At 56.2% G+C, this 26,543-nt stretch carries 32 protein-coding genes; 14 read left to right on the top strand and 18 right to left on the bottom strand.

Annotated features, from left to right (window positions below; genetic code table 11):
* Positions 1-25: 25 nt before the first annotated feature.
* Positions 26-991: a lipoyl synthase gene (gene lipA, locus AC4PCC_RS14815; protein ID WP_067705506.1), complete on the top strand. Its 966-nt coding sequence runs from the start codon at positions 26-28 to the stop codon at positions 989-991.
* 110 nt (positions 992-1,101) lie between these two features.
* Here lipA and tatE read toward each other — a convergent pair whose 3' ends face one another.
* From tatE to AC4PCC_RS14845, 6 genes are all read right to left on the bottom strand, one after another.
* The gene (tatE, locus tag AC4PCC_RS14820; RefSeq protein WP_067705504.1) at positions 1,102-1,308 is read right to left on the bottom strand and encodes a twin-arginine translocase subunit TatE; all 207 of its coding nucleotides are present in this window, start codon (positions 1,306-1,308) and stop codon (positions 1,102-1,104) included.
* 132 nt (positions 1,309-1,440) lie between these two features.
* Positions 1,441-2,211, bottom strand: a complete 771-nt coding sequence (locus AC4PCC_RS14825; RefSeq protein ID WP_492125012.1) for an amino acid ABC transporter ATP-binding protein — start codon at positions 2,209-2,211, stop codon at positions 1,441-1,443.
* A complete protein-coding gene (locus AC4PCC_RS14830) occupies positions 2,208-3,200 on the bottom strand; it encodes an amino acid ABC transporter permease (protein WP_492125013.1) in 993 nt (330 codons plus the stop codon). Before AC4PCC_RS14830 ends, AC4PCC_RS14825 begins: the two co-directional genes overlap by 4 nt.
* Entirely contained in the window at positions 3,197-4,078 is an 882-nt protein-coding gene (locus AC4PCC_RS14835) for an ABC transporter substrate-binding protein (protein WP_492125014.1), read from the bottom strand. The genes AC4PCC_RS14830 and AC4PCC_RS14835 overlap by 4 nt, the downstream gene beginning before the upstream one ends.
* 51 nt (positions 4,079-4,129) lie before the next feature.
* Positions 4,130-4,924: a deaminated glutathione amidase gene (locus tag AC4PCC_RS14840; RefSeq protein WP_492125015.1), complete on the bottom strand. Its 795-nt coding sequence runs from the start codon at positions 4,922-4,924 to the stop codon at positions 4,130-4,132.
* 11 nt (positions 4,925-4,935) lie between these two features.
* A complete protein-coding gene (locus tag AC4PCC_RS14845; RefSeq protein WP_492125016.1) occupies positions 4,936-5,886 on the bottom strand; it encodes an ABC transporter substrate-binding protein in 951 nt (316 codons plus the stop codon).
* Between the two features lie 131 nt (positions 5,887-6,017).
* On the opposite strand from AC4PCC_RS14845, the gene AC4PCC_RS14850 reads away from it, so the two are divergent.
* On the top strand, positions 6,018-7,376 hold the full coding sequence (locus AC4PCC_RS14850) for an aminotransferase-like domain-containing protein (protein ID WP_492125017.1): 1,359 nt from the start codon (positions 6,018-6,020) through the stop codon (positions 7,374-7,376).
* A 48-nt stretch (positions 7,377-7,424) separates the two neighbouring features.
* Here the strand turns inward: AC4PCC_RS14850 and AC4PCC_RS14855 are convergent, their stop codons facing one another.
* Together AC4PCC_RS14855 and cspE are read right to left on the bottom strand one after the other, a co-directional pair.
* Positions 7,425-7,859 (bottom strand): GNAT family N-acetyltransferase, encoded by a 435-nt coding sequence (locus tag AC4PCC_RS14855; RefSeq protein ID WP_492125018.1) that lies wholly within the window; start codon positions 7,857-7,859, stop codon positions 7,425-7,427.
* Between the two features lie 308 nt (positions 7,860-8,167).
* Positions 8,168-8,377, bottom strand: coding sequence for a transcription antiterminator/RNA stability regulator CspE (gene cspE / locus AC4PCC_RS14860; RefSeq protein WP_004156612.1), 210 nt, complete (start codon positions 8,375-8,377; stop codon positions 8,168-8,170).
* A 1,005-nt stretch (positions 8,378-9,382) separates the two neighbouring features.
* Between cspE and AC4PCC_RS14865 the strand changes: the two genes are divergently transcribed.
* Positions 9,383-10,684, top strand: a complete 1,302-nt coding sequence (locus AC4PCC_RS14865; RefSeq protein WP_492125019.1) for a hypothetical protein — start codon at positions 9,383-9,385, stop codon at positions 10,682-10,684.
* Positions 10,685-10,770: 86 nt separating this feature from the next.
* Here the strand turns inward: AC4PCC_RS14865 and AC4PCC_RS14870 are convergent, their stop codons facing one another.
* Complete coding sequence (locus tag AC4PCC_RS14870; RefSeq protein WP_492125020.1) at positions 10,771-11,430, bottom strand: hypothetical protein; 660 nt, start codon at positions 11,428-11,430, stop codon at positions 10,771-10,773.
* Positions 11,431-11,954: 524 nt separating this feature from the next.
* Here AC4PCC_RS14870 and AC4PCC_RS14875 point away from each other — a divergent pair.
* The 11 genes from AC4PCC_RS14875 (at position 11,955) to AC4PCC_RS14925 (ending at position 19,239) form a co-directional block, all read left to right on the top strand.
* The gene (locus AC4PCC_RS14875; protein WP_492127534.1) at positions 11,955-12,887 is read left to right on the top strand and encodes a sigma 54-interacting transcriptional regulator; all 933 of its coding nucleotides are present in this window, start codon (positions 11,955-11,957) and stop codon (positions 12,885-12,887) included.
* Between the two features lie 145 nt (positions 12,888-13,032).
* Positions 13,033-13,326 (top strand): hypothetical protein, encoded by a 294-nt coding sequence (locus tag AC4PCC_RS14880; protein WP_492125021.1) that lies wholly within the window; start codon positions 13,033-13,035, stop codon positions 13,324-13,326.
* 82 nt (positions 13,327-13,408) lie between these two features.
* Entirely contained in the window at positions 13,409-13,780 is a 372-nt protein-coding gene (locus AC4PCC_RS14885; protein ID WP_492125022.1) for an EscF/YscF/HrpA family type III secretion system needle major subunit, read from the top strand.
* 7 nt (positions 13,781-13,787) lie between these two features.
* Positions 13,788-14,570: a type III secretion system inner membrane ring lipoprotein SctJ gene (gene sctJ / locus AC4PCC_RS14890; protein ID WP_492125023.1), complete on the top strand. Its 783-nt coding sequence runs from the start codon at positions 13,788-13,790 to the stop codon at positions 14,568-14,570.
* A gap of 3 nt (positions 14,571-14,573) precedes the next feature.
* On the top strand, positions 14,574-15,182 hold the full coding sequence (locus AC4PCC_RS14895; protein ID WP_345831129.1) for a type III secretion protein HrpD: 609 nt from the start codon (positions 14,574-14,576) through the stop codon (positions 15,180-15,182).
* The gene (gene sctL / locus AC4PCC_RS14900) at positions 15,148-15,807 is read left to right on the top strand and encodes a type III secretion system stator protein SctL (protein WP_492125024.1); all 660 of its coding nucleotides are present in this window, start codon (positions 15,148-15,150) and stop codon (positions 15,805-15,807) included. Before AC4PCC_RS14895 ends, sctL begins: the two co-directional genes overlap by 35 nt.
* 175 nt (positions 15,808-15,982) lie before the next feature.
* On the top strand, positions 15,983-16,210 hold the full coding sequence (locus AC4PCC_RS14905; protein WP_492125025.1) for an HrpF protein: 228 nt from the start codon (positions 15,983-15,985) through the stop codon (positions 16,208-16,210).
* Entirely contained in the window at positions 16,197-16,592 is a 396-nt protein-coding gene (locus AC4PCC_RS14910; protein WP_492125026.1) for a type III secretion system chaperone family protein, read from the top strand. Before AC4PCC_RS14905 ends, AC4PCC_RS14910 begins: the two co-directional genes overlap by 14 nt.
* 13 nt (positions 16,593-16,605) lie before the next feature.
* Positions 16,606-18,714: a type III secretion system outer membrane ring subunit SctC gene (gene sctC / locus AC4PCC_RS14915; RefSeq protein ID WP_492125027.1), complete on the top strand. Its 2,109-nt coding sequence runs from the start codon at positions 16,606-16,608 to the stop codon at positions 18,712-18,714.
* Positions 18,715-18,733: 19 nt separating this feature from the next.
* Complete coding sequence (hrpT, locus tag AC4PCC_RS14920) at positions 18,734-18,919, top strand: HrpT family type III secretion system protein (protein ID WP_067705472.1); 186 nt, start codon at positions 18,734-18,736, stop codon at positions 18,917-18,919.
* Complete coding sequence (locus AC4PCC_RS14925) at positions 18,916-19,239, top strand: hypothetical protein (protein WP_492125028.1); 324 nt, start codon at positions 18,916-18,918, stop codon at positions 19,237-19,239. Before hrpT ends, AC4PCC_RS14925 begins: the two co-directional genes overlap by 4 nt.
* 12 nt (positions 19,240-19,251) lie before the next feature.
* On the opposite strand, the gene sctU is transcribed toward AC4PCC_RS14925, so the two are convergent.
* The 9 genes from sctU to AC4PCC_RS14970 are packed head-to-tail and all read right to left on the bottom strand — an operon-like array spanning position 19,252 to position 26,534.
* Positions 19,252-20,343, bottom strand: a complete 1,092-nt coding sequence (gene sctU, locus AC4PCC_RS14930) for a type III secretion system export apparatus subunit SctU (RefSeq protein ID WP_492125029.1) — start codon at positions 20,341-20,343, stop codon at positions 19,252-19,254.
* Positions 20,343-21,149 (bottom strand): type III secretion system export apparatus subunit SctT, encoded by an 807-nt coding sequence (gene sctT, locus AC4PCC_RS14935; RefSeq protein ID WP_492125030.1) that lies wholly within the window; start codon positions 21,147-21,149, stop codon positions 20,343-20,345. The genes sctU and sctT overlap by 1 nt, the downstream gene beginning before the upstream one ends.
* A gap of 1 nt (position 21,150) precedes the next feature.
* Complete coding sequence (sctS, locus tag AC4PCC_RS14940; protein WP_067705464.1) at positions 21,151-21,411, bottom strand: type III secretion system export apparatus subunit SctS; 261 nt, start codon at positions 21,409-21,411, stop codon at positions 21,151-21,153.
* Between the two features lie 7 nt (positions 21,412-21,418).
* Entirely contained in the window at positions 21,419-22,072 is a 654-nt protein-coding gene (gene sctR, locus AC4PCC_RS14945; RefSeq protein WP_345831122.1) for a type III secretion system export apparatus subunit SctR, read from the bottom strand.
* A 6-nt stretch (positions 22,073-22,078) separates the two neighbouring features.
* On the bottom strand, positions 22,079-23,125 hold the full coding sequence (locus AC4PCC_RS14950) for a FliM/FliN family flagellar motor switch protein (protein ID WP_492125031.1): 1,047 nt from the start codon (positions 23,123-23,125) through the stop codon (positions 22,079-22,081).
* On the bottom strand, positions 23,122-23,829 hold the full coding sequence (locus AC4PCC_RS14955; RefSeq protein WP_492125032.1) for a type III secretion system HrpP C-terminal domain-containing protein: 708 nt from the start codon (positions 23,827-23,829) through the stop codon (positions 23,122-23,124). Before AC4PCC_RS14955 ends, AC4PCC_RS14950 begins: the two co-directional genes overlap by 4 nt.
* Complete coding sequence (locus AC4PCC_RS14960; RefSeq protein ID WP_492125033.1) at positions 23,826-24,287, bottom strand: type III secretion protein; 462 nt, start codon at positions 24,285-24,287, stop codon at positions 23,826-23,828. The genes AC4PCC_RS14955 and AC4PCC_RS14960 overlap by 4 nt, the downstream gene beginning before the upstream one ends.
* A complete protein-coding gene (gene sctN, locus AC4PCC_RS14965) occupies positions 24,271-25,620 on the bottom strand; it encodes a type III secretion system ATPase SctN (protein WP_492127535.1) in 1,350 nt (449 codons plus the stop codon). The genes AC4PCC_RS14960 and sctN overlap by 17 nt, the downstream gene beginning before the upstream one ends.
* A gap of 17 nt (positions 25,621-25,637) precedes the next feature.
* On the bottom strand, positions 25,638-26,534 hold the full coding sequence (locus tag AC4PCC_RS14970) for an FHA domain-containing protein (protein ID WP_492125034.1): 897 nt from the start codon (positions 26,532-26,534) through the stop codon (positions 25,638-25,640).
* Between the last annotated feature and the right edge of the window lie 9 nt (positions 26,535-26,543).

Here is a 26,543-nt window from a genome sequence, read left to right on the forward strand (position 1 = left end):
ATGCCAACCTGGAACCTGCTAGATTATGAGTAAACCCATTCAGATGGAACGCGGCGTAAAATACCGCGACGCAGACAAAATGGCGCTGATCCCGGTAAAAACCGTCGTCACCGAGCGCACGGAAATTTTACGCAAGCCGGAATGGATGAAGATCAAGCTCCCCGCGGATTCCAGCCGCATCCAGGGTATCAAAGCGGCCATGCGGAAAAATGGCCTGCACTCCGTCTGCGAAGAGGCTTCCTGCCCTAACCTGGCAGAATGCTTTAACCACGGCACCGCCACCTTTATGATCCTCGGCGCCATCTGTACCCGCCGCTGCCCCTTCTGTGATGTCGCCCACGGCCGTCCCGTTGCCCCTGATATGAATGAGCCGGAAAAGCTGGCACAGACCATCGCGGATATGGCGTTACGCTACGTGGTCATCACCTCCGTAGACCGCGACGATCTGCGCGACGGCGGCGCTCAGCACTTTGCCGACTGCATTAGCGCTATCCGCGCTAAAAACCCGACCATCAAAATTGAAACGCTGGTGCCTGATTTCAGGGGCCGTATGGATCGTGCGCTGGAGATCCTCAACGCCACGCCGCCGGACGTCTTTAATCACAATCTGGAAAACGTGCCGCGCGTTTACCGGCAGGTTCGCCCCGGTGCAAACTACGACTGGTCGCTTAAGCTGCTGGAGCGTTTTAAAGAGGCCCACCCCGAACTGCCGACCAAATCAGGTCTGATGGTCGGGCTGGGTGAAACCAATGCAGAAATTATTGAGGTGATGCGCGACCTGCGACGTCACGGCGTGACCATGTTGACGCTCGGCCAGTATCTCCAGCCCAGCCGCCATCATCTGCCGGTTCAGCGCTACGTCAGCCCGGCGGAATTTGATGAAATGAAAGAAGCCGCAATGGAAATGGGCTTTACCCATGCCGCGTGCGGTCCCTTTGTGCGCTCGTCGTATCATGCGGATATGCAGGCAAAAGGGCTGGAAGTGAAATAAGTTGACGGGCGTGCGGCAGCCCGCCCATTTGTCATATTTATTTACATACATGCAACACAAACAAAAAACGGATGACTGTGTCATCCGTTTTTTTATTCACCCAACGGCGTTTAATCTTTGTGAATAACCTGCTCTGCGGGCTTTTCTTCGGCAACCGGCGCTTTTTTAGCGGAAGAATCGTCGTCACTCATGGCTTTTTTGAAGCCTTTGATCGCCGACCCCAGATCGCCACCGAGAGAACGCAACTTATTGGTTCCGAACAATAATACGATCAGAGCACCGATAATCAGCAGCTTCGCAATACTGATACCTTCCATACACACCTTCTTTTCTAATCTGACCCGTGTTACGGCCAATAACGATAACGTGTATTAACGCGCAGAACGCCGGTCAATACAACCGCAATCTGTAACAGAGTAATATCTGCACAGATTGAGCGCTAAATGATATCAGATAAAACGGCTGAGAAAAGTCTGGAAACGGGGATGTCGCGGATTAACCAAAACGTCTTCTGGCGGCCCCTGCTCAACTACTACCCCGCCATCCATAAATACCACCCGATCTGCGGCTTCACGGGCAAAGCCTATCTCATGCGTCACCACAATCATTGTCAGTCCCTGGTCAGCCAGATTGCGCATGATTGCCAGCACTTCGCCCACCAGCTCAGGATCCAGCGCCGAAGTAGGCTCATCGAAAAGCATCAGCTCGGGACGAATCGCCAGCGCTCTGGCAATAGCAACGCGCTGCTGCTGACCGCCGGAGAGATTCCCCGGCCAGGCATCCGCCTTGTCACTCAGTCCCACCGTGGCCAGCAGCTCTCTGGCATAGCGCGTAGCCTCATCACGCGGCACCTTGTGTACCCCAATCGGTGCCTCGATGATATTTTGCAAAACGGTCATATGCGGGTAAAGATTGAACTGCTGAAACACCATGCCAATTTTCTGCCGCTGCCGGGCGATTTTACGCGGCGGCAGGCGCTGTAGCCGTCCTTTTTTCAGGGTATAGCCGGGCTGGCTACCGCTCACCATAATCGAACCCGCATTTAGCTCTTCAAGGTGGTTAATGCAGCGTAGAAAGGTCGATTTTCCCGAGCCGGACGGCCCGAGGATCACCACCACCTCACCCGACATAACATCCAGATCCACCCCTTTGAGCACTTCATTATCGCCATAGCTTTTCTGCACGTTTCGCGCCCGCACCAGCGGCTGAGTCTCGTTCACAGATCCTCCTTATGCATAAAAGGACGGTTAACCATCGGAGTGGCTTTGCTGTCCGCTGCGGGTAATCGCCGACGGGTTGCCGACAGCGTGCGTCGGACGCTGCGTGAGAAGTAGCGCTCAATCGCCGACTGTCCGACGTTCAGTACAGAGGTGATGAGCAGATACCAGATAACGGCCACCAACAGCATCGGAATAACTTCAAAGGTGCGGTTATAGATCGACTGAACGGAATAGAGCAGATCGCCCATCGCAATCACGCTCACCAGCGAGGTCGCCTTGATCATACCGATCAGCTGATTGCCGGTAGGGGGAATAATTGACCGCATGGCCTGGGGAATAATGATACGGCGCAGCGCACGCGCGCGGCTCATGCCAAAAGCCTGGGTGGTTTCCACCTGCCCGCTGTCGACTGATTGCAGACCTGCGCGAATAATTTCTGCCATATAGGCCGCTTCATTCAGCGCCAGGCCTGCAATAGCCGCCGTCAGGGGAGTGATCAGATAGTTGGTATTCCAGCTGGCCAGTACTGGCCCACCAAAGGGAATACCCAGGGTAACCGTCGGGAAGAGCGTCGACATGTTGTACCAGAAAATGAGCTGTACCAGCAGCGGCGTCCCGCGAAAAAACCAGATATACAATCTGGCCAGTCCGCTCAGCAGGCGATTATCCGCCAGCCGCGCCACCGCCAGCAGCAGCCCCAGCAGGGTGCCCAGGATCATGGAGACGACCGTCAGCCCCAGCGTGACCTGCAAGCCCCTGAGCACCGAGCCTTCGGTAAACCATTTGCCCACCACGCCCCATTCAAAATTGGGGTTAGTAGCCACCAGCCACAGGACGTTAGCGGCGATCGCCAGTACCAGGACCCAGCTGACCAGCCGTCCGTAGCGCGGGGCGCTGCGTGCACAGGCCACATCGCGCAGCTGCACGTCAGCCCATTCGCCAGCGCTCGCACTGCCCCCAGCGCGCGGATCGCTGCCGCCTGGGGTCATTTTGCTGCTCCTTGCGCCAGGTTAATCCCCGGGGCAGTTAGCGCGTTCCCCTCAAGCTTCCACTTCTTCATAATGGCGGCATAGGTGCCGTTAGCAAAAAGCTTCTGATACCCCGCAAGCACCACTTTGCCAAGCGCGGCGTCTTTCGGCACCACGGTGCCCTGGAAAATATCGCCGAAGCCATTTTCCTTGCCCTGGCCGGTCAGCTCAAGCTGTCCGTTCGCCTGGTCAACAAACCACACCAGCGGTGCCTGCGACGAGAAAAAGGCATCCGAACGCTTAGAGCGCACCGCCAGAATCGACGAGGGCTGATCGGCGAATGACTGGATAACCACCGCTGGTTTACCCGCCCCGGTACAGACCTCAGACTGCCTGCGAATGACCTGTTCCGCCGACCCTCCCGCCATCACCGCAATTCGCTTACCGCAGGTACTCTCCAGATCGTTAATCTGCAACGGATTGCCCTTCTGTACGGCAAACACCACGAACTCCTGCACAAAGTCGATGAAATCATTTTTCTGCTGGCGCTCCGGGTAATCCCCAATGGGGCCAATCGCCAGCTGATAGCGGCCAGATTTGATGCCGGCGAGCACGCCCGACAGCCCGCTGACGGTAGCATGCTCGATTTTGATACCCAGCAGCTGCGCCAGCGCCCCGGTGAGGTCGGCTGATGCACCGCTCATCGAAGAGGGCCCTTCTACAATTTCATAGGGCGGAAAGGAGCCATTATTCACCGAAATCATCCTGCCCGCCTTTTGGATATCAGGCGGCAGACGGTCATGCAGTGCCTGGTCGACCTTTTGTACAGGAATGGCCTCTGCGGCCTGTGCCAGGCTAGCGGATAAGCCCAGAGCCAGTGCCAGCGCAATCTTTTTCATTGTTCGTTTCCCCGGTGTCTTAATGGTGGATAGCCTGCCACGCCCTTTATCTCAGGGTTGGATCAGTTCAGGACGATCAAAACGACGATTTTCGAGTACCGGCAAAACGCTGCGCGCGTGGGCGATACGGGCCGGATCCAGCTCGGCAAAAACCAGCGCCGGCGCTTCTGCGGCTTTCGCTATCGACACGCCAAGCGGATCCACGACCAGGCTGTTACCAATATTGCGCGGGCCACACTCACCCACGGCCACCAGATAGCAGGTATTTTCCAGCGCACGGGCGGTTACCAGCACCTCCCAGTGCATTTCCTTCAGCGGGCCTTTGACCCAGGCAGCGGGCAAGACCAGAACATCGGCTCCATCGAGCACCAGGCGGCGGGCCAGCTCGGGAAAACGCACGTCATAACAGGTCATCAGGCCGACTTTCATTCCGGCCACGTCCACCAGCGGGGGCACGGTCAGACCCGCAGAAACATTGCGCGACTCCTGCATCGCGAAGGCATCGTAAAGATGCAGCTTGTCATAACGGGCGATAATTTCCCCATTGCGAATAGCGATCAAAACATTCAGTGCCTTACCTTCGTCCGCGGGCACATGTACGGTCATCATGGTGGTGAGCGTATTTCCACGACTGGCGGCATATATTTCGCTAAGGAAGGGACCATCCAACGGCTGGGCGGCCTTTAGCACCAGATCCGGGTCAGCAATATCCCGCGCCAGTACGCCCTCGGGCAGCACCAACAAATCAGCACCTCCAGCTTCAGCCTTCGTCATCAGATCGGTGCAAATCGTGGCGTTTTCCTGCCATTCGCGGCTGACCGCAAACTGTCCTAATGCAACTTTCATTTCAGTGCTCCTCAGGTTACTGCCGGAAATAGCATGGCGGGCGTCAGGCAGGTGGGGATAATGCCCTGTTCGAAAAGTTCTTTGCCAAACGCAGCAATCATCTCTTTGTTAGCGTCAAAACCGTTATCATTCCAGCTGGCCGGCAAATCCTGCGCGGTGCGTCGCAAATCATCGAGCAGCCAGGGGGTGGTATCCGCATATTTCTCACGTTTTGCCTGCCACAGTCTGGCCGATTGATCGATCAGCTCACTCAGCTCCTTCACGATGTCAGGGTGGGCATTAGCGATCTCGTGTTTGTAGGCCAGCAGGTGATGACCGGGGATATAACCCACCCGATCAAAATATTCGCGTTCGGCCTGACGAAAATCAGTCTGCAACTGCCGCAGGCCCGACCCTTTCAGGAAGAAGCCCTGCGGCATAAAAGGGGTAAATACCGCATCCAGTTCACCTGCCCTCAGCAGCTCAATCAGCGGGCGCTCTCCCGGAGCGGCTTCAATGCATCCCGGACGACCAAACCCGGCGAGCCGATCCTCTACAGGATGGTCCGCCGTTAAGCGGCCGGCAAACCAGTAAGCCCTCCCGATATCAACGCCGGCCTCACGCAGCAGCGCCCGGGTCCAGGTATTGCCTGAATCCTGCCAGCCGGTAACGCCTATTTTTTTCCCCTTGAGCTGATCCAGTGATACCAGCGGGCTGTGTTCGGTCGTAATGATGCAGCGCTGACGAAAGCCGCGCATCAGAAAATGGGGTAGCGCCAGCACCGGGTCTTCTCCCCTGGCCCTGCTCTGAGCATAGCGGCTGAAGGATATCTCAGCCGCATCATAGTCGCGGCTGTTCGCCAGATCGCCCACCAGCGTTCCCACGCGGTGAACTTCCAGCCTAAAGCCCTGCGGCTTAATATCGCCCAGGGCCAGCGGGGTAAAGTAGTCCCAGTCGCGTACTGCCAGTCTGATGGTAATCATGACATTCTCTCTGTATCAGGGATCGGCCGCTAAACCGTGTAAAAAGCGTTCACTTTTTGCTTGAATTCGATACTAGATCGAGAATAATAGCTGTACAATCTTTACTTTGTTACTGAACAAAGGGAATTCTTATGACCGGATCGCTTGACGTAAACTGGCTGGCAGAACGGATTACCGACGCCAGCGTAAAGGGCATTGCGGCAGTGACGTCAGCGCTGATCCGCGATGGGGAGATCCCGATGGGTACCCACCTGCCTTCGGTACGCGGGCTGGCCGAAGCGTTGGCAGTCAGCCCGGCTACCGTTTCTGCCGCCTGGGGGCAGCTTCGGAAGCAAAAGGTCATTGCGGGAAAAGGACGAAGCGGCGTCTGGGTATGTGGCGACAACATCTCGCCGCGTCCGGTGCGTTTTGAGAAGATCGGCAACTATGGCGATGCCATCCGCGCCGATCTCGCCATGGCCTCGCCCGATCCCGCTCTGCTACCCAATCTGCAGGAAGCGATGATGCAGGGTATTGCATGCCCGCAGCTCAATAGCTACCAGCGCGAACCTATCGCACCTGCGCTGCTGGCTGCGGTAAAACCCCGCTGGCCCTTCCCTGCCCAGGCATGGCTGGCGACGGATGGCGGCTTTGATGCCATGAACTGCATTATGCAGACGCTTCTCACCCCAGGAGAGAAAGTGATCATAGAAGATCCCAGTGCGGCCCGGCTGCTGGATATGCTGGACAATGTCGGTGCCGATGTCTTGCCGCTTGCCTGTGATGAGCATGGACCGCTGCCGGGGGCACTGGCAAAGCTGCTGACTAAGGGTGCGACGGCGATGATTTATCAGCCGGGAACGCATTCCGCCACCGGTATCAGAGTCAGTGAAGCCCGCAACGAGGCGCTGGCAAAAGTGCTGCTGGGAACGCGGACGCTGATTATTGAAGATGATGGGATTGGGGAACTCTCTGCCCATCCGGTATGGAGCCTGGGGAGCTACTATCCGGAGAGGACGCTGCACGTACGCTCATTTTCTAAAGCCTATGGCCCGGACCTGAGGCTTGCAGTGCTATCAGGGCCAGAACCGCTGATTAAACGCATCCACTCGTGGCGTAATTTTGGTGCCAGCTGGACCAGCAGGATCCTCCAGCATGCTGTCGCCTGGATGCTCGATGACCGCAATACCCAGCAGCTGATCCAGCAGGCGAAAGTCGTCTACGCCACGCGGCGGCGTCTGCTGCTGAAGGCGCTGGAAAAACGCGGGCTGTCGCTGCCGGACAGAGATGGCTTAAGCCTTTTTGTGCCGGTGCAGTCAGAGCAGTTTGCGATGATTACCCTCGCGGCACGGGGGATTGCCGTCCTGCCAGGCGAACGCTGCCGCAGCGGCGGCGTACAGTTTATTCGCGTCGCCACGTCCAGGCTAGCCAATGAAGATATTGCTCCCATCGCTGATGCCTTGATCCTGGCCAGTGGTACGGATCTCAGCCCCTTATCAGCGGAGGTTTAACCCTGCGGATCTCAGCACGCTATCAGCAGAGGTTTAACCCTGCGGATCTCAGCCCGCTATCAGCAGAGGTTTAACCATATAGCAGGGTGATTCGGTGTAGCCTTCGCGGGCATAAAACGCATTGGCTTTAATACGGTGTTCATGGCAGTGCACTTCCATCCGATCGCAGCCGCGCGCCTGAGCCAGATTTTCAGCATATTGCAGCAGCTGCTGACCGGCGCCTTTACTGCGTTCGCCATCGGCGATGCAAAAGTAACTGACCCGGGCAAAATCACCTTCCAGTGCCAGCTGAGGAATAAAATGCAGCGAAAGAAAGCCCAGCACGCTGTTATCCTGTTCAGCCACCAGAAGGCGTTCGGTATCATCGTTAATTAACTGCGCCAGCCGCCGCTCAATAAAGCGATGGGTACCTTCATAACCTAATTCGGTTAACAGGGCGCTAAGGGCAAAACTGTCTTTTTCTGCGGCGAGTCGAATTATCATACTTTTGCTCCACGTTAAGCCTGCAATACTGGGTGGGATGTCAATCGGGGCGTTTTAATGTTTCCTTCATAATCCCTGGTCACACTCTTACTTAAGAATAAAGACAGAAGGAAGCAGAATGAGCGCATTACCTAAATCTGTAAGTGAAGCCGTTGCTGTAATGATAAGCGTCCTGATTGCCGTACTGTGGCTTCAGCAGTTCTTTGCCCGATAAGCCATCGCGGTTATCGCAACGCGTCTTAATTAAGGGTGAATGGGACAAAAAAAAACCCGCCGATCGGCGGGTTTTAAAAATTCTGTCTGATAACTTAAATAGCGGCAACGTTAGCAGCAGATGGGCCTTTGGCACCGTTGGTGATTTCGAACTCTACGCGCTGACCTTCAGCGAGAGTTTTGAAACCATTGCTCTGGATGGCAGAGAAGTGAACGAACACGTCTTTGCTACCATCTTCAGGAGTAATGAAACCGAATCCTTTGGACTCATTAAACCACTTAACGCTACCTTTGATCTTAGACATCTATATTACCTTTACATGAAAAATGGACACAAAACTGTGTCGACGGTTAGTACAGCAATTGCCGAGCCTTTTGTCCAGTAGCGAAACGCGAAAAAGTGATAAATATCGCCTTTTTTGCTGACACATTATTATTCACGCCGCTGTTTCAGATCCAGGCACATGCCTGAAACTCCCCGTCATGCCCCTTCCGGGGCGAGTCAGAAAAATGATAAGCACAGCACACCGATATTGTCTTTATTTCCTGCGTCTTAACTAAAATTTGATCTCAATCAATTTAAAATTATTTTACGCCTTTCAGACTCTATTAAAGCATTTTCAGTAACCTACATCTTAAGTTTCCTGAAAATTAATTTCATTAAAAAACAATGCTCAGCAAGAATAAATTAACATATCTTATGGATATCCTGGTAATCTTTGATAATATCACCTCAAGTAAATAGGATAAGTCCTGAAATTCGAGAGAAGCATGATGGTATTAAAATGCGCGAAATGTGGCTGCGGGAAGTTTATCTTTACCAGTGGGCAGAAGCGTTACGGGGGGCATTATGGTGCGGTTTGCGCGGACTGCATCAGGCCTCTTACGCTGTCAGATACCCCTTACTATAAGACTTTAGCAGGTGGAGACGTAACGCAGGAGGGACGCTTAACCTCACTTCATCAGGTAAATAATGAGTGCTGGACGTCATCCGGGGAGCGATTCATTGAGTCGAAGCGAAAAGGATGACAGCCGCGTTTGCGCAGCCGTCGTCCCTTTACCATCAGAACAGTATTTTAAACACGCCAGTAAGCGTTAGCAGACCCACGATAAAAATGATGGCAATAATCCAGAGAATAATCTTCATTCCATTTCCCTCAAACAAAATTAAAAAGTCACTACGATGTAGTGGCTTGAGTATAGATGAAGATTTCAGGATGTGCTTTTGCCGTCTCGCTTTATTGCCTGAGGGAACCCTGGCCTGCTCTTTACCACTTAGCCTTATTCGTCTGTATCGATAAGGTAAACCCATGGTCACACCTGCTCTCCCGTCATCCCGCAACAGCATGATACCTGACATTCATGATGCCCTTCCGGAACATCCCCAGGCATCCTCACCGTCAACACACAGCGATGCCAGCCAGACCCAAGCCGCAACCCAGCGCGGCGTCTATCATATTCAGGGCACTGAGTATCACTCTGCTAACGAAGCGGCCATTCATTACAAGCTGGCAGCGCTATTTGAGCATCACACTGACGGCGATAATCAGGCTGATTTTCACCAGCTGATCGAAGATCGCACCCGCCAGCTTCATGCAATGAATGAAACACCCGAATCAATTGAAGCGGTACTCACAAAAGGTAGCCGGCTTGACCGCGTGGCACAGGTTACCCGAGGCGCTGTTCGCGCCATCCCGTTTGCTGTGGCATCGGTCGCCTTTGACCGGATCCCTCAGCTCAGCGCCTTTGCCCATGGCGCTGCTCAGCTTGGTATGCATGCGGGATTACAGTCGGGGATTGCCGACACCTTCGGCTGCGCGTTACTTGATAAAGCCACGGCAGATACGCAGTGGCTGGCCGCTGAACACGACGAGCTTGAACCGGTAATGCAGCAGGCGGCTGAGGCCAAAAAACCCACAACCGGGCGACTGGCAGCGGAATATGCCGCCGCTATCCAGGCCTACAGCGTGCGAAATGTGGTGCGTCTGGGAACCGCTGCCGCCGTAACGGCAACCGCAGGGTCTAAGACGGCAGCTGCGGTAGACAGCTGGCTTACTGCGGGAGGCGGCCTGGCGGCCGGTGGAGCGATGTCCGCCGTGACCCATGCGGTCAACAGCAAATATAGCCGCGAGGGCGCTGAATACCTTTTTGGCCGGGTGGACTGGAAGCAACGCTACCGCGCACTGAAAAATAGCCACGGCCTGACTGCGCCATTACAGGGCGCGGGTAAACGCCTGGCTAAATTCCCCGCTGATGTGGCAACGGAATCGCTTCGCGCGGGTCGTGAAGTATTAACGGCCAGCGGGATGACCAAAAATGCCCTGCTGGCAGGCGGATTTGCGGCTACGCTTTCGGCGCGTACGGCCGTCAGTCAGGCAATGTCGAGCAAAGGATTCAATGCGGCTTCTACGGCAGCGATGAATCACCTGACCAACCTGGCTCTTTCGATGCCCGTTTTTGCCTCGGTGCCGGCCGCTGAAATTCTTGCCCCCCTCGCGGCAGAACGTGCCAGCAAAGCGCTGCAGAAAGCACTGCCAAAAGCCGTTGACTGGGGCGCCAGACAAATTGAAGCGCGGTTGACTTCGCGCCTGTCCGATACATCAGGTAGCTGAATAAGCCGGGGAATAAGCGTTACGCGGCTTATTCCCCCATCTGAAATAAGGGAGCGGCCCCCCTTTTTCTCAGTTAAAGCACATATTCACTTGCTGACATCACCACTGCCCTGCGCACTGGCTCCGCTGCCCTGAAGAGCCGAAAGGATAGCCCCCAGACCCAACATCTGCAGGGCGGCGCCCAGTTTACCGGCAATACCGTTACTCTCCGAGCCGCTATCCTGAGTGCCATTGCTGCTCTGTGCCGAGGCGGGTGCGGCAGCGCTGTCGCCATTCGCTGACTGGCCTGCGCTATCGCTGCCTTCAGAGGACTGGCCCAGCATCTTCTTAATCATGTCCATTAGCTGAGTCAGCATGTCGCTACTGCCCTGCTCATTCTGGGTAGCCGTTGGTCCGTTAGCGCTGGCGTTACTACCGTCGCTGGCTTCACTGGCGATTTTACCGCTATCACCCGTTTTTCCCTGCCCCTGTAGCAGTTGAATAATCGCGTTTAGCAGCTGAGTAATCGCGTTGGTGCTATCCTGATCCTCACTCACTTCCTGACCGCTCTGGCTATTTTTTAGCGGTATGGCCAGCGCACTGTTCGCCGTACCGTTGCCCCCCTGCGTGCCAAAGTTAACGCCCTGCCCTGCGCGCTCAGATTTAGCCTGATTAATCGCCTCCATCTGACTTAAAAAAGGGCTGTTATTTGCTGTGCTGCTACCGCCTAACTGACCACCCATATTTACGCTATTCATGGGATTCATGAGTACCTCCAGTGAATGAGATAAGTGCCACTGTGAAACAGCGCACCCTAATAGCCTGGAAACTTTCCGGCTTCTTCGCGTTTTTTTGGTGGGAAACTAGCCAGAAAGGTTCCAGCGAAAGAAATTTAAGACACAAATCTCGCAATTATAATTACGAAATCCTAACGATTAATAACAATAATAATGCAATTACTTACATGAACTTATCATCAGAAACGACCCGTCATGTAGGGATTTCCTTACTTTATGGCACGGAGATCCCCACAACAAGTTCAGAGGAAACTGATAGCCGCCTGCATCGGGCTGGTAAATAGTGAACGAAAGTTAAGGATCATTACGGAACAATCTGATGCTGAAAGCGTGCCTCGCAGCAGATGCCGTTCCATCTCTTATTTCGTATCAGGGTGCTAACAGAATTTTTCAAATTCGTCTGAGGGAATCCAGGAGAAATTATGATTACAGATAGTGATAAGCAGCCAATTAAAAGGATTATCTGTCACGATGTTGCCGGACGGTGTAAGGAAATGTTTCCCATAACGGGGGATGTGACAGCGTCAACCGGCGTTATTGGACCCACGATGGCGGATATTCATGCCAATTTGTATCCCATGGTTAACACGCTCGCTCCGCTGAAGGTCGATCTGCTGCTGGAAGGTGAGACCGGCACAGGCAAAGACACGTTAACCCGCCGCATCTATCAGCTCTCTGGCGTGACGGGGCCGCTGGTGCCGGTAAACTGCGCGGCTATCCCTGAAAATCTGGCAGAAAGCGAACTGTTTGGCGTGATGGCCGGCGCCTATACCGGGGCCAGCCATTCGCGCGCAGGTTATATTGAGGTGTCGGATAAGGGCATCCTGTTTCTGGATGAAATAGACAGCATGCCGCTGACTCTGCAGGCGAAGCTGCTGAGGGTACTGGAAACCCGTTCAATTCAGCGGCTGGGGTCGACTCAGCCCGTGCCCCTCGACCTGCGGGTGATCGCCGCTTCGCAGACGCCGCTGGCGGAGCTGGTTGAGCAGGGGCGTTTTCGACGGGATCTTTACTTTCGCCTTTCGACCATCAAAATTGAGACGCCAACGGTGCGTTCTCACGCCGAGCTGATTATTCCGCTGTTTCGCCGCTTTACGCTGGAGGCGGCCATGCGGTTGAAGCAGTCCGTGCCTCCCTCATCGTTAACGCTGGACGAAGCGCTGCTTCTGCATAGCTGGCCGGGAAATATCCGTGAACTGAAAGCGGCCGCCGAGCGTCACGTATTACGCCTGCCGCCGCTGTGCAATATTTCAGCGGGCGATGGCGAGGCGACCCTGTTAAAAGATCGTCTGCGCCGCATCGAACGCAGCCTGATTAAAGACTGTCTGAACCGACACGGCCATAAAATTGATGATGTGGTGCATGAACTGGGTATTCCCCGTCGTACGCTTTATCATCGCATCAAGTCCCTGAATATCGTTGCCTGAGAACATTTTTCATTCAGTTATTTTGGGATTAACTCTCTGCAGAAAAAATTAAAATTAATTTGGAACCCTTTACGTCGCGCTCCCACTTAACAAATGAAGACGCTGATGTTAATTATCCCTATCCATTTAAATCAGGAGTTAAATTATGGCAGGTCTCAAAGTTGGTGGTGGCGCTACTAGCCTGATCTCAGACTTATTAGGCAAAGTTTCAAGTGATGGCGGCCAGTTAAATACTGAACTGGGTTCGTCAGCAACCAAACTCCAAAGCTCAGCTGATGGCAACGATTTTATGTCCCAGATGCAGGCGATCCAGGGACAGATGCAGCAGGACTCCGTAGAAAAAGCCGAACTGGATAGACAGAATAGTAAGACCAAAGGTATTGCGGACAGTGCAGCCCAGGCCGGCTCTGCGGCTTCCCAGGTTAAAATCCAGTATTAGTGATACGCTAGGGCATGGGCATCTTTGATGCCTGTGCTACCTTCACCGCACTATTTTACCCTTCAACGATGAGCCAACAGCCATGAAAATATCACAATTGCCATCAGGGCCAGGCCATACCGAGCTTAATGACAAGTCCCTGCTGCCACAGCCTGAACAAAATGACGTTGATTTTTTTTCTGCCCAGCTAAAAGAAGACCCACAGGTTGAAAAAGTTTCCGCACCTAATGGCGTGAGTCACTTTATGAATGGCCTTGCCAGCTCCTTTAGTAATAGCGAGCGGCAAAGAAAAGAGACCTTTCAGGATTTACAGAAAGCATCACGCTCATCCAATTTACTGGAATTTAGCCAGGCTAATTCGGCTTTATCGAACTATTATATTGAAAATTTGATGAATGCGAAAATTGTCGCCAAGGGCGTGCAAAGCATCGATAAACTGACCAACCTACAGTAGCGACGTAATGAAAACACTTTTGCTGAAATGGCTGGCGTGCCTGGCGCTGGCGCTGCTGCTTGCGGGCTGCGGCGATAAAACCGTGCTGTTTAGCGGGCTGGCAGAAAATGACGCAAATGACATTATTGCCGAGCTGAATCAGCATCAGATTGCCGCGCAAAAGCTGATTGAGAAATCAGGTATTTCCGTCGCGGTGGATGCAGAGAATATTGAACGCAGCGTAAAGATCCTGGACTCTGCCGGGCTGCCGCGTAAGGCGCGAACCAACCTGGGTGAGGTATTTCAGAAAAGCGGGGTGATTTCCAGCCCGATGGAAGAACGCGCCCGTTATATTTATGCGCTTTCTCAGGAAGTGGAATCCACCCTGGCGCAGATTGATGGCGTTGTTGTTGCCCGCGTACACGTCGTTCTGCCAGAGCGTCTCGCACCCGGCGAGCCTGTCCAGCCGGCTTCCGCCTCGGTATTTATTAAGTATCACAACAATCTTGATCCCGACAGCATTGAGCCACGAATTCGTCAGATGGTCGCCACCAGTATTCCGGGGCTGGCCGGAAAAAGCGATAAAGACCTCGCGATTGTCTTTGTCCCGGCACAAACCTATGAAGATCGCGTTGAGGTGGTGCAGATGGGGCCTTTCCAGCTCTCACCGGGAAGCTATTCGACCGTCAAGTGGATTTTTTCACTGCTGGCCATTGTGGTGCTGGCAGCCGTTTGCCTGACGCTGTTCAGACCTGGCAAAAAGCTCAGGCTCGGTAAAGCGAAAAATGCTGCTGCCGCAGCGGGGAAATAGCCGATGGAGGTGAGCGAACAGCAGGCTGAGCGCTGGCTACAGTGGTGGCATCAGGGATACTGGCAGCAGGCGGATGAGAGCTGGCATATTAACGGCTTCTTTGCGCTGCCTGCCGCGCAGCAGCAGGCACTGGCATGGCAGCATCCCCTCGCGGTCGCCGCCGGATTTGATATTCGCCCTGCCCTGCCCCCGGCCCCTCAGGAGCGGTTACTCGCGCTGGTAAGTCTGCCCGATGCCTGCTGGGCGCGTCTCCTGACGCTGCTGGCGGGCGTTTGCGCACCGCACCTGGCCCCTGATGAACTGAGCCCCGCCAACCGTATCTGGTGCAGACGCCTGACTAAGGCCCTGCGCTGTGAAAGCTGGCTGGGTGAGGACTGTTTTTACCCTTATACCACCGGTAGCCTGCTGTTACTGCATACGCTGTCGCCCGCCTGCTGGCCCCGGCTGCGACTGCGGTTTCCGCGGGAATGGGTCAAACAGGTCAGTGAGTATCCTGTGCCTGACCTGCCTGAATCCCGGCTGGCCGCCCTGTGGGATGCCGTAATCTGGCAAAGCCAGCAACCGGAGAAGATGATACATGTGGATCCGCAAGAAAATCCCCTTACTGAGTGACCCACGGCTGTTATCGGGTGGCATCATCACCCGAGAGGCTATTGCTGAACATCAGCAGGCGCTGTCGATCCTTGAGGCCGCTGAGCAACAGGCGCAGCAGCGGCTTAACGACGCCAGTCATCAGGCGGATCGGCTCAAGAGACAGATGCGTGAGCAGCACGAACAAGTGCTGGCTGAACAACTCGCTCAGCAGCAGCAGGATTTTCTGCATCAGGCTGAACAATTTTTCGCTGAATGGCAGCAGCAGCAGGAGCAGTGGCAGGCAAACCTGTTGCCCAATGCGGAAGCCCTGCTCAGTCAGGCGCTGGCGCAGCTGATCGCCGAACTTCCCCCATCAGAGCACGTCCAGGCCCTGTTGCAGCAGCTACTGAAAGCGCAGGGGCGTCCCGCTCCCGCCACCCTGCTGTGCGCCAGTGAACAACACCCGGCGGTTGAACGCTGGCTGGCGGCCCGTCCCCAGCTTGAATGGCAGGTTAGCAGCGACGGCTCGCTGGCAGCGGACAGCATGATCCTCACCACGCCGCAGGGCGAACTCCACCTGAGCTGGGCGCAGATCTGCTCGGCCCTGATACCTGATTCTCGATACCAGATACCTGATTCTCGATACCAGATACCTGATTCCTGATTCCTGATTCCTGATTCCTGATACCTGATTCCTGATTCCTGATACCTGACTCCTGACACCGATAATCGGGCATCCTCTCCTGACCCTGGTATCCTGCCACTATTTTTTCGCCTCAGCGGAACCCTAAGCCGTTGCGCGCCACATAATCCAGGCACCCTTACAGGAGACCCCTATCATGAGCAGTAATGACCCGATCCAGCGCCGCTTAACCAGTCAGGTGGTTCATGCGCAAAAGGATATGTACCAGTCTGCAAAGGAGAGTCAGGACCAGCCCTATAATGCCGCCGATATGTATGCCTTCCAGAATGAAATGCAGGATCTCTCCAATGCTAACTGGGCCAGTTCACAATATACCCAGTACAAGCACGGCATCCGTAAGGCAATTATTGATGCCATCAACTGATGTTGCGGCACTGATTGAACACCGTTTTGAACAGACGAACGGTGAACTGGCGCTGTGGATTGATGATATGTCAGTCAGGCTACAGCGCCGTCCCGGTGGCTGGTTTTATCTTGCAGAGATCCCCCTGGCTCTGGAGATTAATCAGCAGGTCCTTGACATGGCACTTCGGCTTACCCGCCCCGCGCTCGAGCATTTTGGCGAACGCACGGCAGCCTTGTGCCTTAACCCACAAAATGAGTCACTGAATTTACTTGTCCGTCTTAAAAACGATCGGACCGAAGATGCCGTCATCCTGCTGGAAAGCCTTTGTAACCAGTGTGAAGTCTGGCAGGAAACCCTGCTGAGTCTGTTAACGCGGCAGCGCATTGCAATGCCCGTATAATAAGGAGAGAAGCGTGCCCCGACCGCTGACGACTTTTTTGCCGTTTCGCCCGTTACTGTTAACGCTGGCGCTCGGTTTATCCGTAACACACAGCTATGCCAGTACGCCCGACGAATGGAAAGAGGGGGCCTACGCCTACTCTGCCGACAATACGCCGCTCAGCGTGATACTCCAGGATTTCGCCAGCAGTCATGGCGTGGATGCCAACGTGACCGGCCTGCCGGATACCTTTGTTACCGCACGCCTGCGTTCCGATAATGCCGAGGCCTTTCTGAACCGGCTGGCGCTCGAGTATCGCTTCCAGTGGTTTGTCTATAACAACACGCTCTACGTCAGCCCGCAGTCTGAGCAAACCTCACGCCGTCTTAAAATCAGCCCCGATGCCGCGCCAGACCTGAAACAGGCGCTGGAGGGCGTAGGCCTGCTTGAATCCCGCTTTGGCTGGGGCGAGCTGCCCGACGAGGGCGTGGTGCTGGTCACCGGTCCGCCGAAATATGTCGATATGATTGCCGAGTTCAGTAAAAAATCCGAGCCGGAAACCAGCGAAGATAAACAGATGATGGCATTCCCGCTGAAGTATGCCGACGTGGCAGACCGCACCATTAAATTTCGCGATCAGACGCTGGTGGTGCCCGGCGTGGCCACCATGCTGAATGAACTCCTTGGGCAAAACCGCGGCGGAACGGCCAGTGGCACCACCACCTCGCAGGATGGACGCGGCGGGAGCGATCCTTATCAGGCCATGCAGGAGCAAAGCCGTGGGATTATGGAGCAGATGATTGGCCGCAATACCCGCCTGGGCCGCAGCAACGCCCAGGACCAAAGCCAGGGTAAAGATCTACAGGGCAAAGTCTCCGCCGACGTGCGGAATAACACCCTGCTGGTGCGCGACAATAAAAAGCTTCACAGCGAGTATGCCGCCCTGGTGAAGATGATTGACGTGCCACAAAAGCTGGTTGAGATTGACGCGGTCATTGTCGATATCGATCGTAACGAGCTGGCGCGTCTCTCCTCAAGCTGGGGAGGACAGGCTGGCAACGTGACCGGTGGGTCAAACATGCTTAATGGTTCGAGCACCCTGTTTGTTACCGATTTCAGTCGTTTTTATGCTGATATTCAGGCGCTGGAAGGGGAAGGCACCGCCTCTATCATTGCTAACCCCTCGGTGCTGACGCTGGAAAATCAGCCTGCGGTTATTGATTTTAGCAACACCGCTTATATCACCGCAATTGGTGAGCGGGTAGCGGATATCCGCGAAGTCACCGCCGGGACCAGCCTGCGCGTTACGCCTCGCTCGATTGGCGATAACCCCGGTAAAGCGGCGGTACAGCTTGTGGTGGACGTTGAGGATGGCCGGCTGGACAAAAATCAGGACGGCAGCGCCCAGGGGACGGAAAATGGCATCATCAGCACGCAGGCGCTGGTACAGGAAAAACGTTCGCTGGTGATGGGCGGCTTTCATACCCGGCAGAGCGGGGATGATGAGCAGCGGATACCGATTTTGGGCCGGATACCCTTTATCGGCAAACTGTTTACCTCAAATAATCACACCACCTCCCAGCGCGAGCGACTGTTTATTATTACGCCGCATCTGATTGGTGACCAGGTGGATCCTTCACGCTATGTGGACGCGGAAAACCGCGATCAGGTGAACGATACGCTGCGGGATATCAATCGCCGTCATCAGTTTGGCGATATGAAACACACCATTGAGAGCGCGATGCAGGATCTGGCTGAAGACCGGCTGCCCGGCGGTTTACAGGCTAATCAAACCGGCCTGCCGCTGGGTACGCTGTGTAATATTCCGCTGACCTTTCGCAGCAGCGCGCGTCATCAGTGGTACGGCAATAGCTCAATGCAGATTGCCGTCGGCGTAATAACCAATACCAGCGGCGCGGAAGCACGTTTCGATGAGTCGTCCTGCCGCAGCGATCGCACGCTTGCCGTGTCGGCATGGCCACACAGTAAGCTGAAACCTGGCGAGTCGACCGAGGTGTATGTCGCTTACGATACACAGATACCCGCCCGTCCGGCCCGGGTATCACTGCTCAAATCCAGCGACGGCTATATGCCTGCCGTCTCCGCACCTGTCCGTTCATCGGATCGCTTACTGTCGCGGTAAAAGAGAGGGAGAGAAAAGTATGAAAAAGCCGCTGGGGATTCTGGCGCTGGTCACCTTATTATCGGCCTGCGCCCACCCGAAATTTGCTGGCTGTAACGATGTGTCCTGCAGGCCGGTCTCTGACGATCATGCCATGACCATCTGGTGGCAGCCGGATATGCGCAACGGGCCATTCGATTACTCCCGGGCATCGGTGAATGAATGACGCAGGTTGATAGCATAGCGGCCTTTATGTATGCCTGGCAGCAGGGTGAGGCCTGCTGCTGGGCCTTACAGCCCGGAAACGCGTTAATCTTTGCCCCCCTGCCCGCTCCCGTGCTGACGCTACGCATTCTGCCGGGTTCACGCCGTGACGACCTCGTGCGCCAGGTGTTAACCTGGCGCTTCCAGCATTCCGACCGCTACGAAGGGTGCTATATCAGTATGGATGCCGGGGGCGCCCTTAGCCTGATCTGTTTTCCCACTGACGATGATGACCCGCACGATCTCATTACCACACTCTGTTCGCTGGGGGATTTACGCTAGGCAGTAAGAAAATTAAACGTCATCCATCTCCAGCACCTCATCAAGCTCCTGATCCTCCAGCTCCCTGAGCAGCCGGTAAACCTGCGCCACGGCCTTCAGCGTTTCGCGAGGAATGTATTCGCCCTCTTTCACCGTGCGGAACAGCGTACGGGTCAGCCAGACAAAACGGATAACCGGCATATTTTGCCGCTGTGCATAGGCGATAATATCCTGCGCCTCGTAGCCCTCTGCTTTATAGAGCAGTCTCGGCAAGGGGGTTTCACCGGGGCGATAATAGAGTCCTACCGCGAAATGCGTCGGATTGATTAACACCATATCCGCCTCCTCGACCGCCACTTCCCGCCGTGCTGGTTTCGGCGCTTCATTAAGGATCTGCTGCGACATGGATTTACGGTGCCCCTTCATATGCGGGTCGCCTTCGCTCTGCTTAAACTCGTTGCGGATATCCTCATGACTCATGCGCTGCTGCTTAAGAAAGAAGTACTTTTGCAGGCCGAAATCCAGCGAGCTCATCACCAGCAGCAGGGCCAGCGTTTCCCGGACAATTTTCATAAACAGCGCCAAAATGGACTGCCAGAAGCCGTTGAGATCGTCACTGTAAGCAAGCTGTGCCAGCGGGCCGAGATCGGGTTCGATTGCCAGATAGAACACCACGCCGATAGCCACTGACTTCAACACGCTGGTCAGCAGCGAGGTGAATTTTTTGGCAGAAAACATGTTCTTCAGCTGGCCCACCGGATTGATGGCGTCAAACTTAGGTTTGATGGCCTCGGTCGCGAACAGCGGGCCAAACTGGATCCAGCCGCCAATAATACGCAGCAGGAAAATCAGCGCGCAGACAATGCCGCAGAAATAGAGCAGCACCATTAACCCGTCGGTAGCCACCTCCTCCATCGCATGGCCAAAAGGATCGTTCAGTCGGGCAAGAGGCAGCATAATCATCGACTCCAGCCGCGCCATACCGCCCTGTACCAGCGCAAAAATCGTCTCCATAACGCCGATGCAGATCAGCAGTTTAGGGATATCCGGCGTCTGACCGACCTGGCCTTTTTTACGCGACTCCTTTAGCTTTTGCGGCGTTGCATTTTCGGTTTTTTCGGCCATTACCGCGTCACCCCGCGCAAAATCTGGCTCATCTGTGGAATAAGGTCTTTGAGTTCAAACAGGCGTTCGCCTGCAACGTAGTTGAGGATCGGCAGATAAAGTACGAAAAACAGCATCCCCAGCAGGCATTTTGCCGGCATGGCCAGCACCGTCGCCTGGAGCTGAGGGCTGTAGATACTGAGGATGCCAATGCTAAAATCAACCAGCAGCAGCAGCAGGGCCACCAGCGGACCCGCGTAGAGAACGATGTGCGTAAACACGCCCGCCAGCAGCGTCTGATACACCTTGAAACCCGCTTCGCCGGGAAAGGGGAGCCACTGCATCGCCGGCCACAGGCGGTAGCTGTCCCAGATAATTTGCGTCAGCGTTGACAGCCCTAAACCCAGTACCAGCAGCAGGATAACCGACTGCTGCATCAGTACCCCCAGCGGGGTGGCATCCGGGCCAAGCTGCGGATTAAGCTGTCCGCCCATTAACGCGCCGCGCTGGTTATCAAACAGCGCGCCGACCGATTCAAACAGCCAGAACGGCATTGCCATCAGCAGGCCGATCACCACGCCGATCGCTATCTCTTTCAGCACCAGCGCGGCCAGCAGGAACAGGGAAGGATCCTCCAGCGCCAGCTGCTGTTGGATCATCGGCGAAGGGAACAGCGCCAGTGCCAGCACGATGGCCGATCGCAGGCCACCCTTGATGACATTAAACGAGAAAACCGGCGACAGCAGCAGGCAGGGGAAAATGCGGGCCATGGCGAGCGTGATCGCAAGAATAAAGTGGTAGCCATCGTAGAGGACACTGTTCCACATATCAGTACTTCACGTAGGGCATCATGGCGAACGCGTTCTGCGTCAGCTCAATCAGCTGAATACCAATCCATCGCCCGCTCAGCGCCAGCGCCAGCCCCACCGCCACCAGTTTGATGGCGAAGGGTAGGGTCTGATCCTGAAGCTGCATCACGGCCTGGAGCAGCGAGACGATCACGCCAACAATGACTGCCACAATCAGCGGCGGCGCGGAGAGCACCACCACCAGCAGCATCGCCTGGCGAAACAGCGTTAGAATATCCATCTGTTCCTCACATATAGCTGTAGAACAGGCCGTCAAGCAGCCGTGTCCAGCCACTGACCAGCACGAACAACAGGATCTTCAGCGGCAGGGAGATGGTCATGGGTGACACCATCTGCATCCCCAGTGCCAGCAGGACGTTGGAGACAATCAGATCGACGACGATAAAGGGGATATAGATCAGAAAGCCAATCTTGAAGCCGTTCTGTAGCTCCGAAAGCACAAAGGAGGGAATTAACAATAGCGGGCTGTCGTGCTGCACGCTTTGTGCCATCTCTTTTGGCCACATGCGCTGCGCATTTTCCTGCAGATGCGTCAGAATGTCGGCATCGGTGTTCTTCACCATAAATCGCTTCAACGGCTCCACGCCGTTGCTCACCGTATAATCCAGCCGTTCGGTCGACTGCGTATCGATCGGCAGTGCCTTAACCCGCTGACTCATCTCATTAAATACCGGTGCCATGACAAAGAGCGAGGCCGCCAGCGCAATGCCATAGATAGCCATATTTGGCGGCACCTGCTGAACCCCCATCGCGTTGCGGGTGAGCATCAGCACCATGGATATTTTTAAAAAACAGGTGCAGACAATCATCAGAATCGGTATCAGCGACAGTGCCCCAAGAAACAGGGCAAGCGTCATCGGGTTGAGCGAAAGTGAATCCATTGATTATCAAACGCTCCCGCACAGAGGGTCTTTGCTGGCGGGCAGCAGGTGGGTGATTTGCAGGCCCAGCCTGCCCTCTACGTCGACCAGCTCCCCCCTGGCCAGCGGATAGTCGCCGTGGCAGAGCAGCGCCTCGCCGGGCTTCACGTTATCAATCATCACCATCGCGCCGGGGCTGAGACGAGTCAGTTCACCCAGCGTCAGTTTCAGCTGGCCGCAGCGAACCGACAGAGCGAGTGGCAGAGGGGCAAAGTCTGTTGCCCCGCTGGTCGGTTCGGCGTCCCGGCTGGGATCCGGTGGGGTAAGATTCTCTTGCTCATACTCGTCATGGGTAAGGGTCACGTTACTTCTCTCCATCTCGGTAAGATAAAAATGGGCCATCGTGCCGGGCTGCAGCTGCAATTCGCCCTGCAGCTGCCAGCCAGCGCTGCGAATCGTTCCCCGCCCCTCTGGGGTGAAGTGGAGCGTCTCAGGCAGCAATACATCCCCGCAGCGCAGGGACTGTAGCCCGGCAGGCGACAGCACTAATTCGCCGACGGTAATCGGCAGGCTAAGCATCATGCTATCCGGTAAAGGTTGCGCGTCCTGCTGCCATCCGGTTTTATTAATAAGGTGTTCCAGGCTCGCGGTGCTGAGCGCCAGCAGGCTTTCAGCCTGCTGTTCCCCCCGCACCAGCGTTAACGTCAGCAGCATGTCAGCGGGTTCGGCAACAGACTGCGTAAGAGATAAGTGGCCGAACAGCGCAAGAAGTTCGGCAGAAAGTTGCTGTTGCCACCACGGCCAGTACCAGGCCTGCTCGGGCGCTTCCGGCTCAAGGGCAAATAGCGGACAGGTGGACATCAGCGAACAGACCGCCTCCGCGTCAGAAAACTGTAGCGAACCCGCGTCACAGACCCAGTGGCTCATCCCTTCGGGACAAGGCTCATTCGCCAGCGTCAGCCGCATTACGCCGGACTGGCCTGCCAGCGTAAAAGGCCATGAACAGCCCGCACCGATGCGCTGCCGCAGACGGGCATGTTGGGCAGGGACCTGCCGCAATGACAGGGCCGTCATGCTTCAATCGCCTGATAGTCATCGGGCTGACGACGCTCAACGCGCAATCGCACCCGGCAGGCCATGCGCTGGCGAAGTGAGAGGCGACACCGTTCCTGATGAGGCAGCAGCGCCTGCCAGGCCCCGGACTCGAGGCGCAGCGCGATATCCCAGCCGCCACCGGGCAGCGCGGCCATCTGCGCGTCAACGTTGCCAAGCTTCGGCAGCATCAGGGTCAGCATCATCTCACCCGGTGGGATCCCGGTCAGCGACGAAGCCAGCGCCGGTTCAATCTCCTGCCACAGGGCCATCGCAGGCGGAGCAGACGGCGTCGCCGTCTCCGCCATCGGGGTAAAATTCTGCTGCGGATCCGAACCGCCCCCGTTGAGCGTCAGTAAAGGCATCATCACATCGTCACCCTTTTCCAGCAGGGCGCTAAACAGATCGTCTTCCTCCTCTGAAGGCCGCCTGACCTCGCTGTGCGAAGCAGGCCGACCGGATGCGGCACGCTCCTGACTACGGCTGGCAGCCGAGGGGGCGCCACGCTTCTGCCCAGCGGCAGGCTCCGGCAGTCGCGCGGCTCGCGCATCGGGCCGCGCGGTTCTTCCCGCCGGGGCCGGATGCGCCTGCGCCCGCCGCTGATTTTCACGCTGCTGTTGCGCCTGGCGCTCAGAGGCCTGACGAAGCTGATGCGCAATGGCCGATTGTGAAAGAGTACGGATCATGCCAACCTCTCCTGCTGTAGCAAATATTCCAGCTTTTCTACTTCCCGCAGGCGACGCCGCGTCTCCTGCTGTGCCTGCTCCACCTTTACCTGCTGCTCGCCGTGCTGCTGCGCCAGCTGGTTAATATTCATCCGCGCCTTATCCACCCGCTCTGCCGCCTGCTGCTCCTGCTGTAGCGCACGTTCCAGCCGAAATTTTTCCTGGCGTACACCGCAGTTCTGCCCGTCAAACGCCCGACGCACCTGCTGGTAATCCTGCTGCCGCCCGGCCAGCCGCTCGTCGGCCTCGGCCTTTTTATCGATCAGGGTACGAAGCGCCCTCTCCTGCTCACGCTGCTGACGCTCGCTGCGGCTCAGGCGCTGCCGCCGGATGGGCAGCAGCAGGTTAAGGGTATGCTGTAGCTCGACCGCCGAGGGGTCGGCGGTCAGTTCGGGTTCGGGATTAGCGTGGCGGCGCATGGCGGCTTACCTCGGCAAGTTGAGAACAGGTGAGATCGAAGCTGGAGGGATCGCGCATCGGCTGCTGGAGATAACCGTTTATCGCATCCTGAGCCTGCACTGCCGCATCGGTCAGGCTGTCATTACCCGGCTGGTATTCGCCGAGGCGGATCAGCATTTCTACCTGCTGCCAGGCGGCCATCAGACGACGCACGTCGGTCGCCTCGCTCACCTGCTGCCGCGCCACCACGCTGCTCATGGTTCGACTCAGGCTGGCCAGCACGTCAATCGCAGGATAGTGGCCGCGCTCCGCCAGCTTACGGGTGAGCACGATATGCCCGTCAATCAGCGATCGCACCTCGTCGGCCACCGGATCGTTCATGGAGTCCTGTTCTATCAGCACCGAATAAAGGGCCGTAATTGCGCCGGTGGCGGTCTGCCCGGCGCGCTCAAGCAGCGTTGGCAGCAGGGTATAGACCGAAGGCGGCAGGCCACCGCGACCGGGCGGCTCGCCCAGGGCCAGACCGATTTCTCGCTGGGCGCGGGCAAAACGCGTCAGGGAATCGAGGATCAGCAACACACTTTTCCCCTCGTCACGAAAGGCTTCCGCAATGGCGGTGGCGGTAAAGGCCGCCCGTGCGCGCTCCATGCTGCTGCGGTCTGAGGTGGCGCACAGCAGCACGGTGCGGCTGCGCAGTTCGCTGTCCAGCTCGTGGTCAAGAAACTCGCGCAGTTCACGACCGCGTTCACCAATCAGGCCAAAAACAATCACATCACAGGGCGTATTGCGCGCCAGCTCAGCCAGCAATGTGGTTTTACCACAGCCTGCGCCGGCGAAAATCCCCACGCGCTGCCCGACCCCCAGCGTCAGCAGGCCATCAATGGCCCGCATACCGGTCGGCAGCGGCGTATCAATGCGGGGGCGTTCGGTGGGCGGAGGCGCATCCCCCAGTACGGGTTTGATCCCGTCACGGTAGCCCTCTTCCGGCTCGGCAAAGGCGCTGATGCCGCCCGTCTCAACGGCACGACCAAAACCATCCAGCACGCTGCCTAACAGCTGCGTTGAAACGCGAATACTGTGGGGCTGATAGAGCGGCGTCACTCGCGCGCCCTGGGCGATGCCATCCAGCTGACCCAGCGCGGAAAGCAAGGTGTGCTGCGGGTTAAAGCCGACCACCTCGGCCAGTACGCGGCGGTTATTTTTGCCCTCAATGCGGCACAGGTCGCCAATCCGTGCGCCGGGCAGGCTGCTTTCAAGCAGAATGCCGCTGATGCCCGTAATGCGACCAAAGACGCTAACCGGCGCAAAGTTTGCCAGCCGCTGCTGGTGTCGCTGCGTCCAGTCGCGGATGATCCCATTGACGTCCAGCCTCACCAGTTCACCTTGATATGTTCACTGCCGGCGAATTCAACTTCACTGGAAGTAATGGCCACCAGCCGCAGATCCTTGACCTGATCGCCAATAAACAGGCGCTGTCCCGCGTCGGTCACCACGTTCGCCCGTTTGCCGGTGGTTATCTGCACAATACGGAACGGCAGTTTGGCGCTGCGCAGGCGGGTGGTATTGACCAGTTTTGGCACCACGTTGTACTGCGCTTCAAAGCGCACCAGCATTCTTTCCAGGATCTGCAATTGCTCTTTGTTTAACTCTCCTTTCAGAATCAGCGTGCCTTTGCCCATATCAATTTTAACGCCGGGCGTCAGTCCACGATCGCGCAGCATCGCCACCAGTGGCGGGCGAACTTCCTGTAACGTCTCCAGCACCTTACGGTTAGAGCCGCCGGTAGAGGTTTGCGCCACGGTGGGCTGTAGGATCCAGCTAATAATGGTAAAGCTCAGCAGCAGGATCAGGCTGATGGAGAGCACCTGAACCCCGCGCGAGAAGGTCGGTGACGGTACGGGTGTCGCCTCTGAGGAGGCAGGTTGTGCGACCGATTGTGCTACCGGCTGAGGCGCCGCGGTCATGGCTTCCCACGGGCTGTCTGCGGGTGAGAGGCTGAGCCAGACCTCCCCCAGTGCGAACGGCTGGTCGGCAGGAAGAGGATCCAGCAGGTCGATATTCTCTCCGGCTGCGGTACGCACCTTGCCTTCCACTGCCTGCAGCAGCCAGCGATCCTCCGCAAAAATCAGCGTCGCATGTCGTGCGGCCACCCCCGCATCCGTCAGTTGCAGACCGGCGTCCTCACTCTGTCCCAGGGTCCATTCTCCCCCGGTGACGGGAAGTGCCGCCCCCTGGTGACGGCCTGTTAACACGCGTAGCTCAAACATTTTTCAGCT

The sequence above is a fragment of the Erwinia sp. L03-1 genome, assembly GCF_058686115.1.

Excerpts from the sequence above, each read along its gene's own strand:
- lipA (WP_067705506.1), top strand. The coding sequence starts at position 26 with ATGAGTAAACCCATTCAGATGGAACGCGGCGTAAAATACCGCGACGCA.
- tatE (WP_067705504.1), bottom strand. The coding sequence starts at position 1,308 with ATGGAAGGTATCAGTATTGCGAAGCTGCTGATTATCGGTGCTCTGATC.
- AC4PCC_RS14830 (WP_492125013.1), bottom strand. The coding sequence starts at position 3,200 with ATGACCCCAGGCGGCAGCGATCCGCGCGCTGGGGGCAGTGCGAGCGCT.
- AC4PCC_RS14835 (WP_492125014.1), bottom strand. The coding sequence starts at position 4,078 with ATGAAAAAGATTGCGCTGGCACTGGCTCTGGGCTTATCCGCTAGCCTG.
- AC4PCC_RS14840 (WP_492125015.1), bottom strand. The coding sequence starts at position 4,924 with ATGAAAGTTGCATTAGGACAGTTTGCGGTCAGCCGCGAATGGCAGGAA.
- AC4PCC_RS14845 (WP_492125016.1), bottom strand. The coding sequence starts at position 5,886 with ATGATTACCATCAGACTGGCAGTACGCGACTGGGACTACTTTACCCCG.
- AC4PCC_RS14850 (WP_492125017.1), top strand. The coding sequence starts at position 6,018 with ATGACCGGATCGCTTGACGTAAACTGGCTGGCAGAACGGATTACCGAC.
- AC4PCC_RS14855 (WP_492125018.1), bottom strand. The coding sequence starts at position 7,859 with ATGATAATTCGACTCGCCGCAGAAAAAGACAGTTTTGCCCTTAGCGCC.
- cspE (WP_004156612.1), bottom strand. The coding sequence starts at position 8,377 with ATGTCTAAGATCAAAGGTAGCGTTAAGTGGTTTAATGAGTCCAAAGGA.
- AC4PCC_RS14865 (WP_492125019.1), top strand. The coding sequence starts at position 9,383 with ATGGTCACACCTGCTCTCCCGTCATCCCGCAACAGCATGATACCTGAC.
- AC4PCC_RS14870 (WP_492125020.1), bottom strand. The coding sequence starts at position 11,430 with ATGAATCCCATGAATAGCGTAAATATGGGTGGTCAGTTAGGCGGTAGC.
- AC4PCC_RS14875 (WP_492127534.1), top strand. The coding sequence starts at position 11,955 with ATGTTTCCCATAACGGGGGATGTGACAGCGTCAACCGGCGTTATTGGA.
- AC4PCC_RS14880 (WP_492125021.1), top strand. The coding sequence starts at position 13,033 with ATGGCAGGTCTCAAAGTTGGTGGTGGCGCTACTAGCCTGATCTCAGAC.
- AC4PCC_RS14885 (WP_492125022.1), top strand. The coding sequence starts at position 13,409 with ATGAAAATATCACAATTGCCATCAGGGCCAGGCCATACCGAGCTTAAT.
- sctJ (WP_492125023.1), top strand. The coding sequence starts at position 13,788 with ATGAAAACACTTTTGCTGAAATGGCTGGCGTGCCTGGCGCTGGCGCTG.
- AC4PCC_RS14895 (WP_345831129.1), top strand. The coding sequence starts at position 14,574 with ATGGAGGTGAGCGAACAGCAGGCTGAGCGCTGGCTACAGTGGTGGCAT.
- sctL (WP_492125024.1), top strand. The coding sequence starts at position 15,148 with ATGTGGATCCGCAAGAAAATCCCCTTACTGAGTGACCCACGGCTGTTA.
- AC4PCC_RS14905 (WP_492125025.1), top strand. The coding sequence starts at position 15,983 with ATGAGCAGTAATGACCCGATCCAGCGCCGCTTAACCAGTCAGGTGGTT.
- AC4PCC_RS14910 (WP_492125026.1), top strand. The coding sequence starts at position 16,197 with ATGCCATCAACTGATGTTGCGGCACTGATTGAACACCGTTTTGAACAG.
- hrpT (WP_067705472.1), top strand. The coding sequence starts at position 18,734 with ATGAAAAAGCCGCTGGGGATTCTGGCGCTGGTCACCTTATTATCGGCC.
- AC4PCC_RS14925 (WP_492125028.1), top strand. The coding sequence starts at position 18,916 with ATGACGCAGGTTGATAGCATAGCGGCCTTTATGTATGCCTGGCAGCAG.
- sctU (WP_492125029.1), bottom strand. The coding sequence starts at position 20,343 with ATGGCCGAAAAAACCGAAAATGCAACGCCGCAAAAGCTAAAGGAGTCG.
- sctT (WP_492125030.1), bottom strand. The coding sequence starts at position 21,149 with ATGTGGAACAGTGTCCTCTACGATGGCTACCACTTTATTCTTGCGATC.
- sctS (WP_067705464.1), bottom strand. The coding sequence starts at position 21,411 with ATGGATATTCTAACGCTGTTTCGCCAGGCGATGCTGCTGGTGGTGGTG.
- sctR (WP_345831122.1), bottom strand. The coding sequence starts at position 22,072 with ATGGATTCACTTTCGCTCAACCCGATGACGCTTGCCCTGTTTCTTGGG.
- AC4PCC_RS14950 (WP_492125031.1), bottom strand. The coding sequence starts at position 23,125 with ATGACGGCCCTGTCATTGCGGCAGGTCCCTGCCCAACATGCCCGTCTG.
- AC4PCC_RS14955 (WP_492125032.1), bottom strand. The coding sequence starts at position 23,829 with ATGATCCGTACTCTTTCACAATCGGCCATTGCGCATCAGCTTCGTCAG.
- AC4PCC_RS14960 (WP_492125033.1), bottom strand. The coding sequence starts at position 24,287 with ATGCGCCGCCACGCTAATCCCGAACCCGAACTGACCGCCGACCCCTCG.
- AC4PCC_RS14970 (WP_492125034.1), bottom strand. The coding sequence starts at position 26,534 with ATGTTTGAGCTACGCGTGTTAACAGGCCGTCACCAGGGGGCGGCACTT.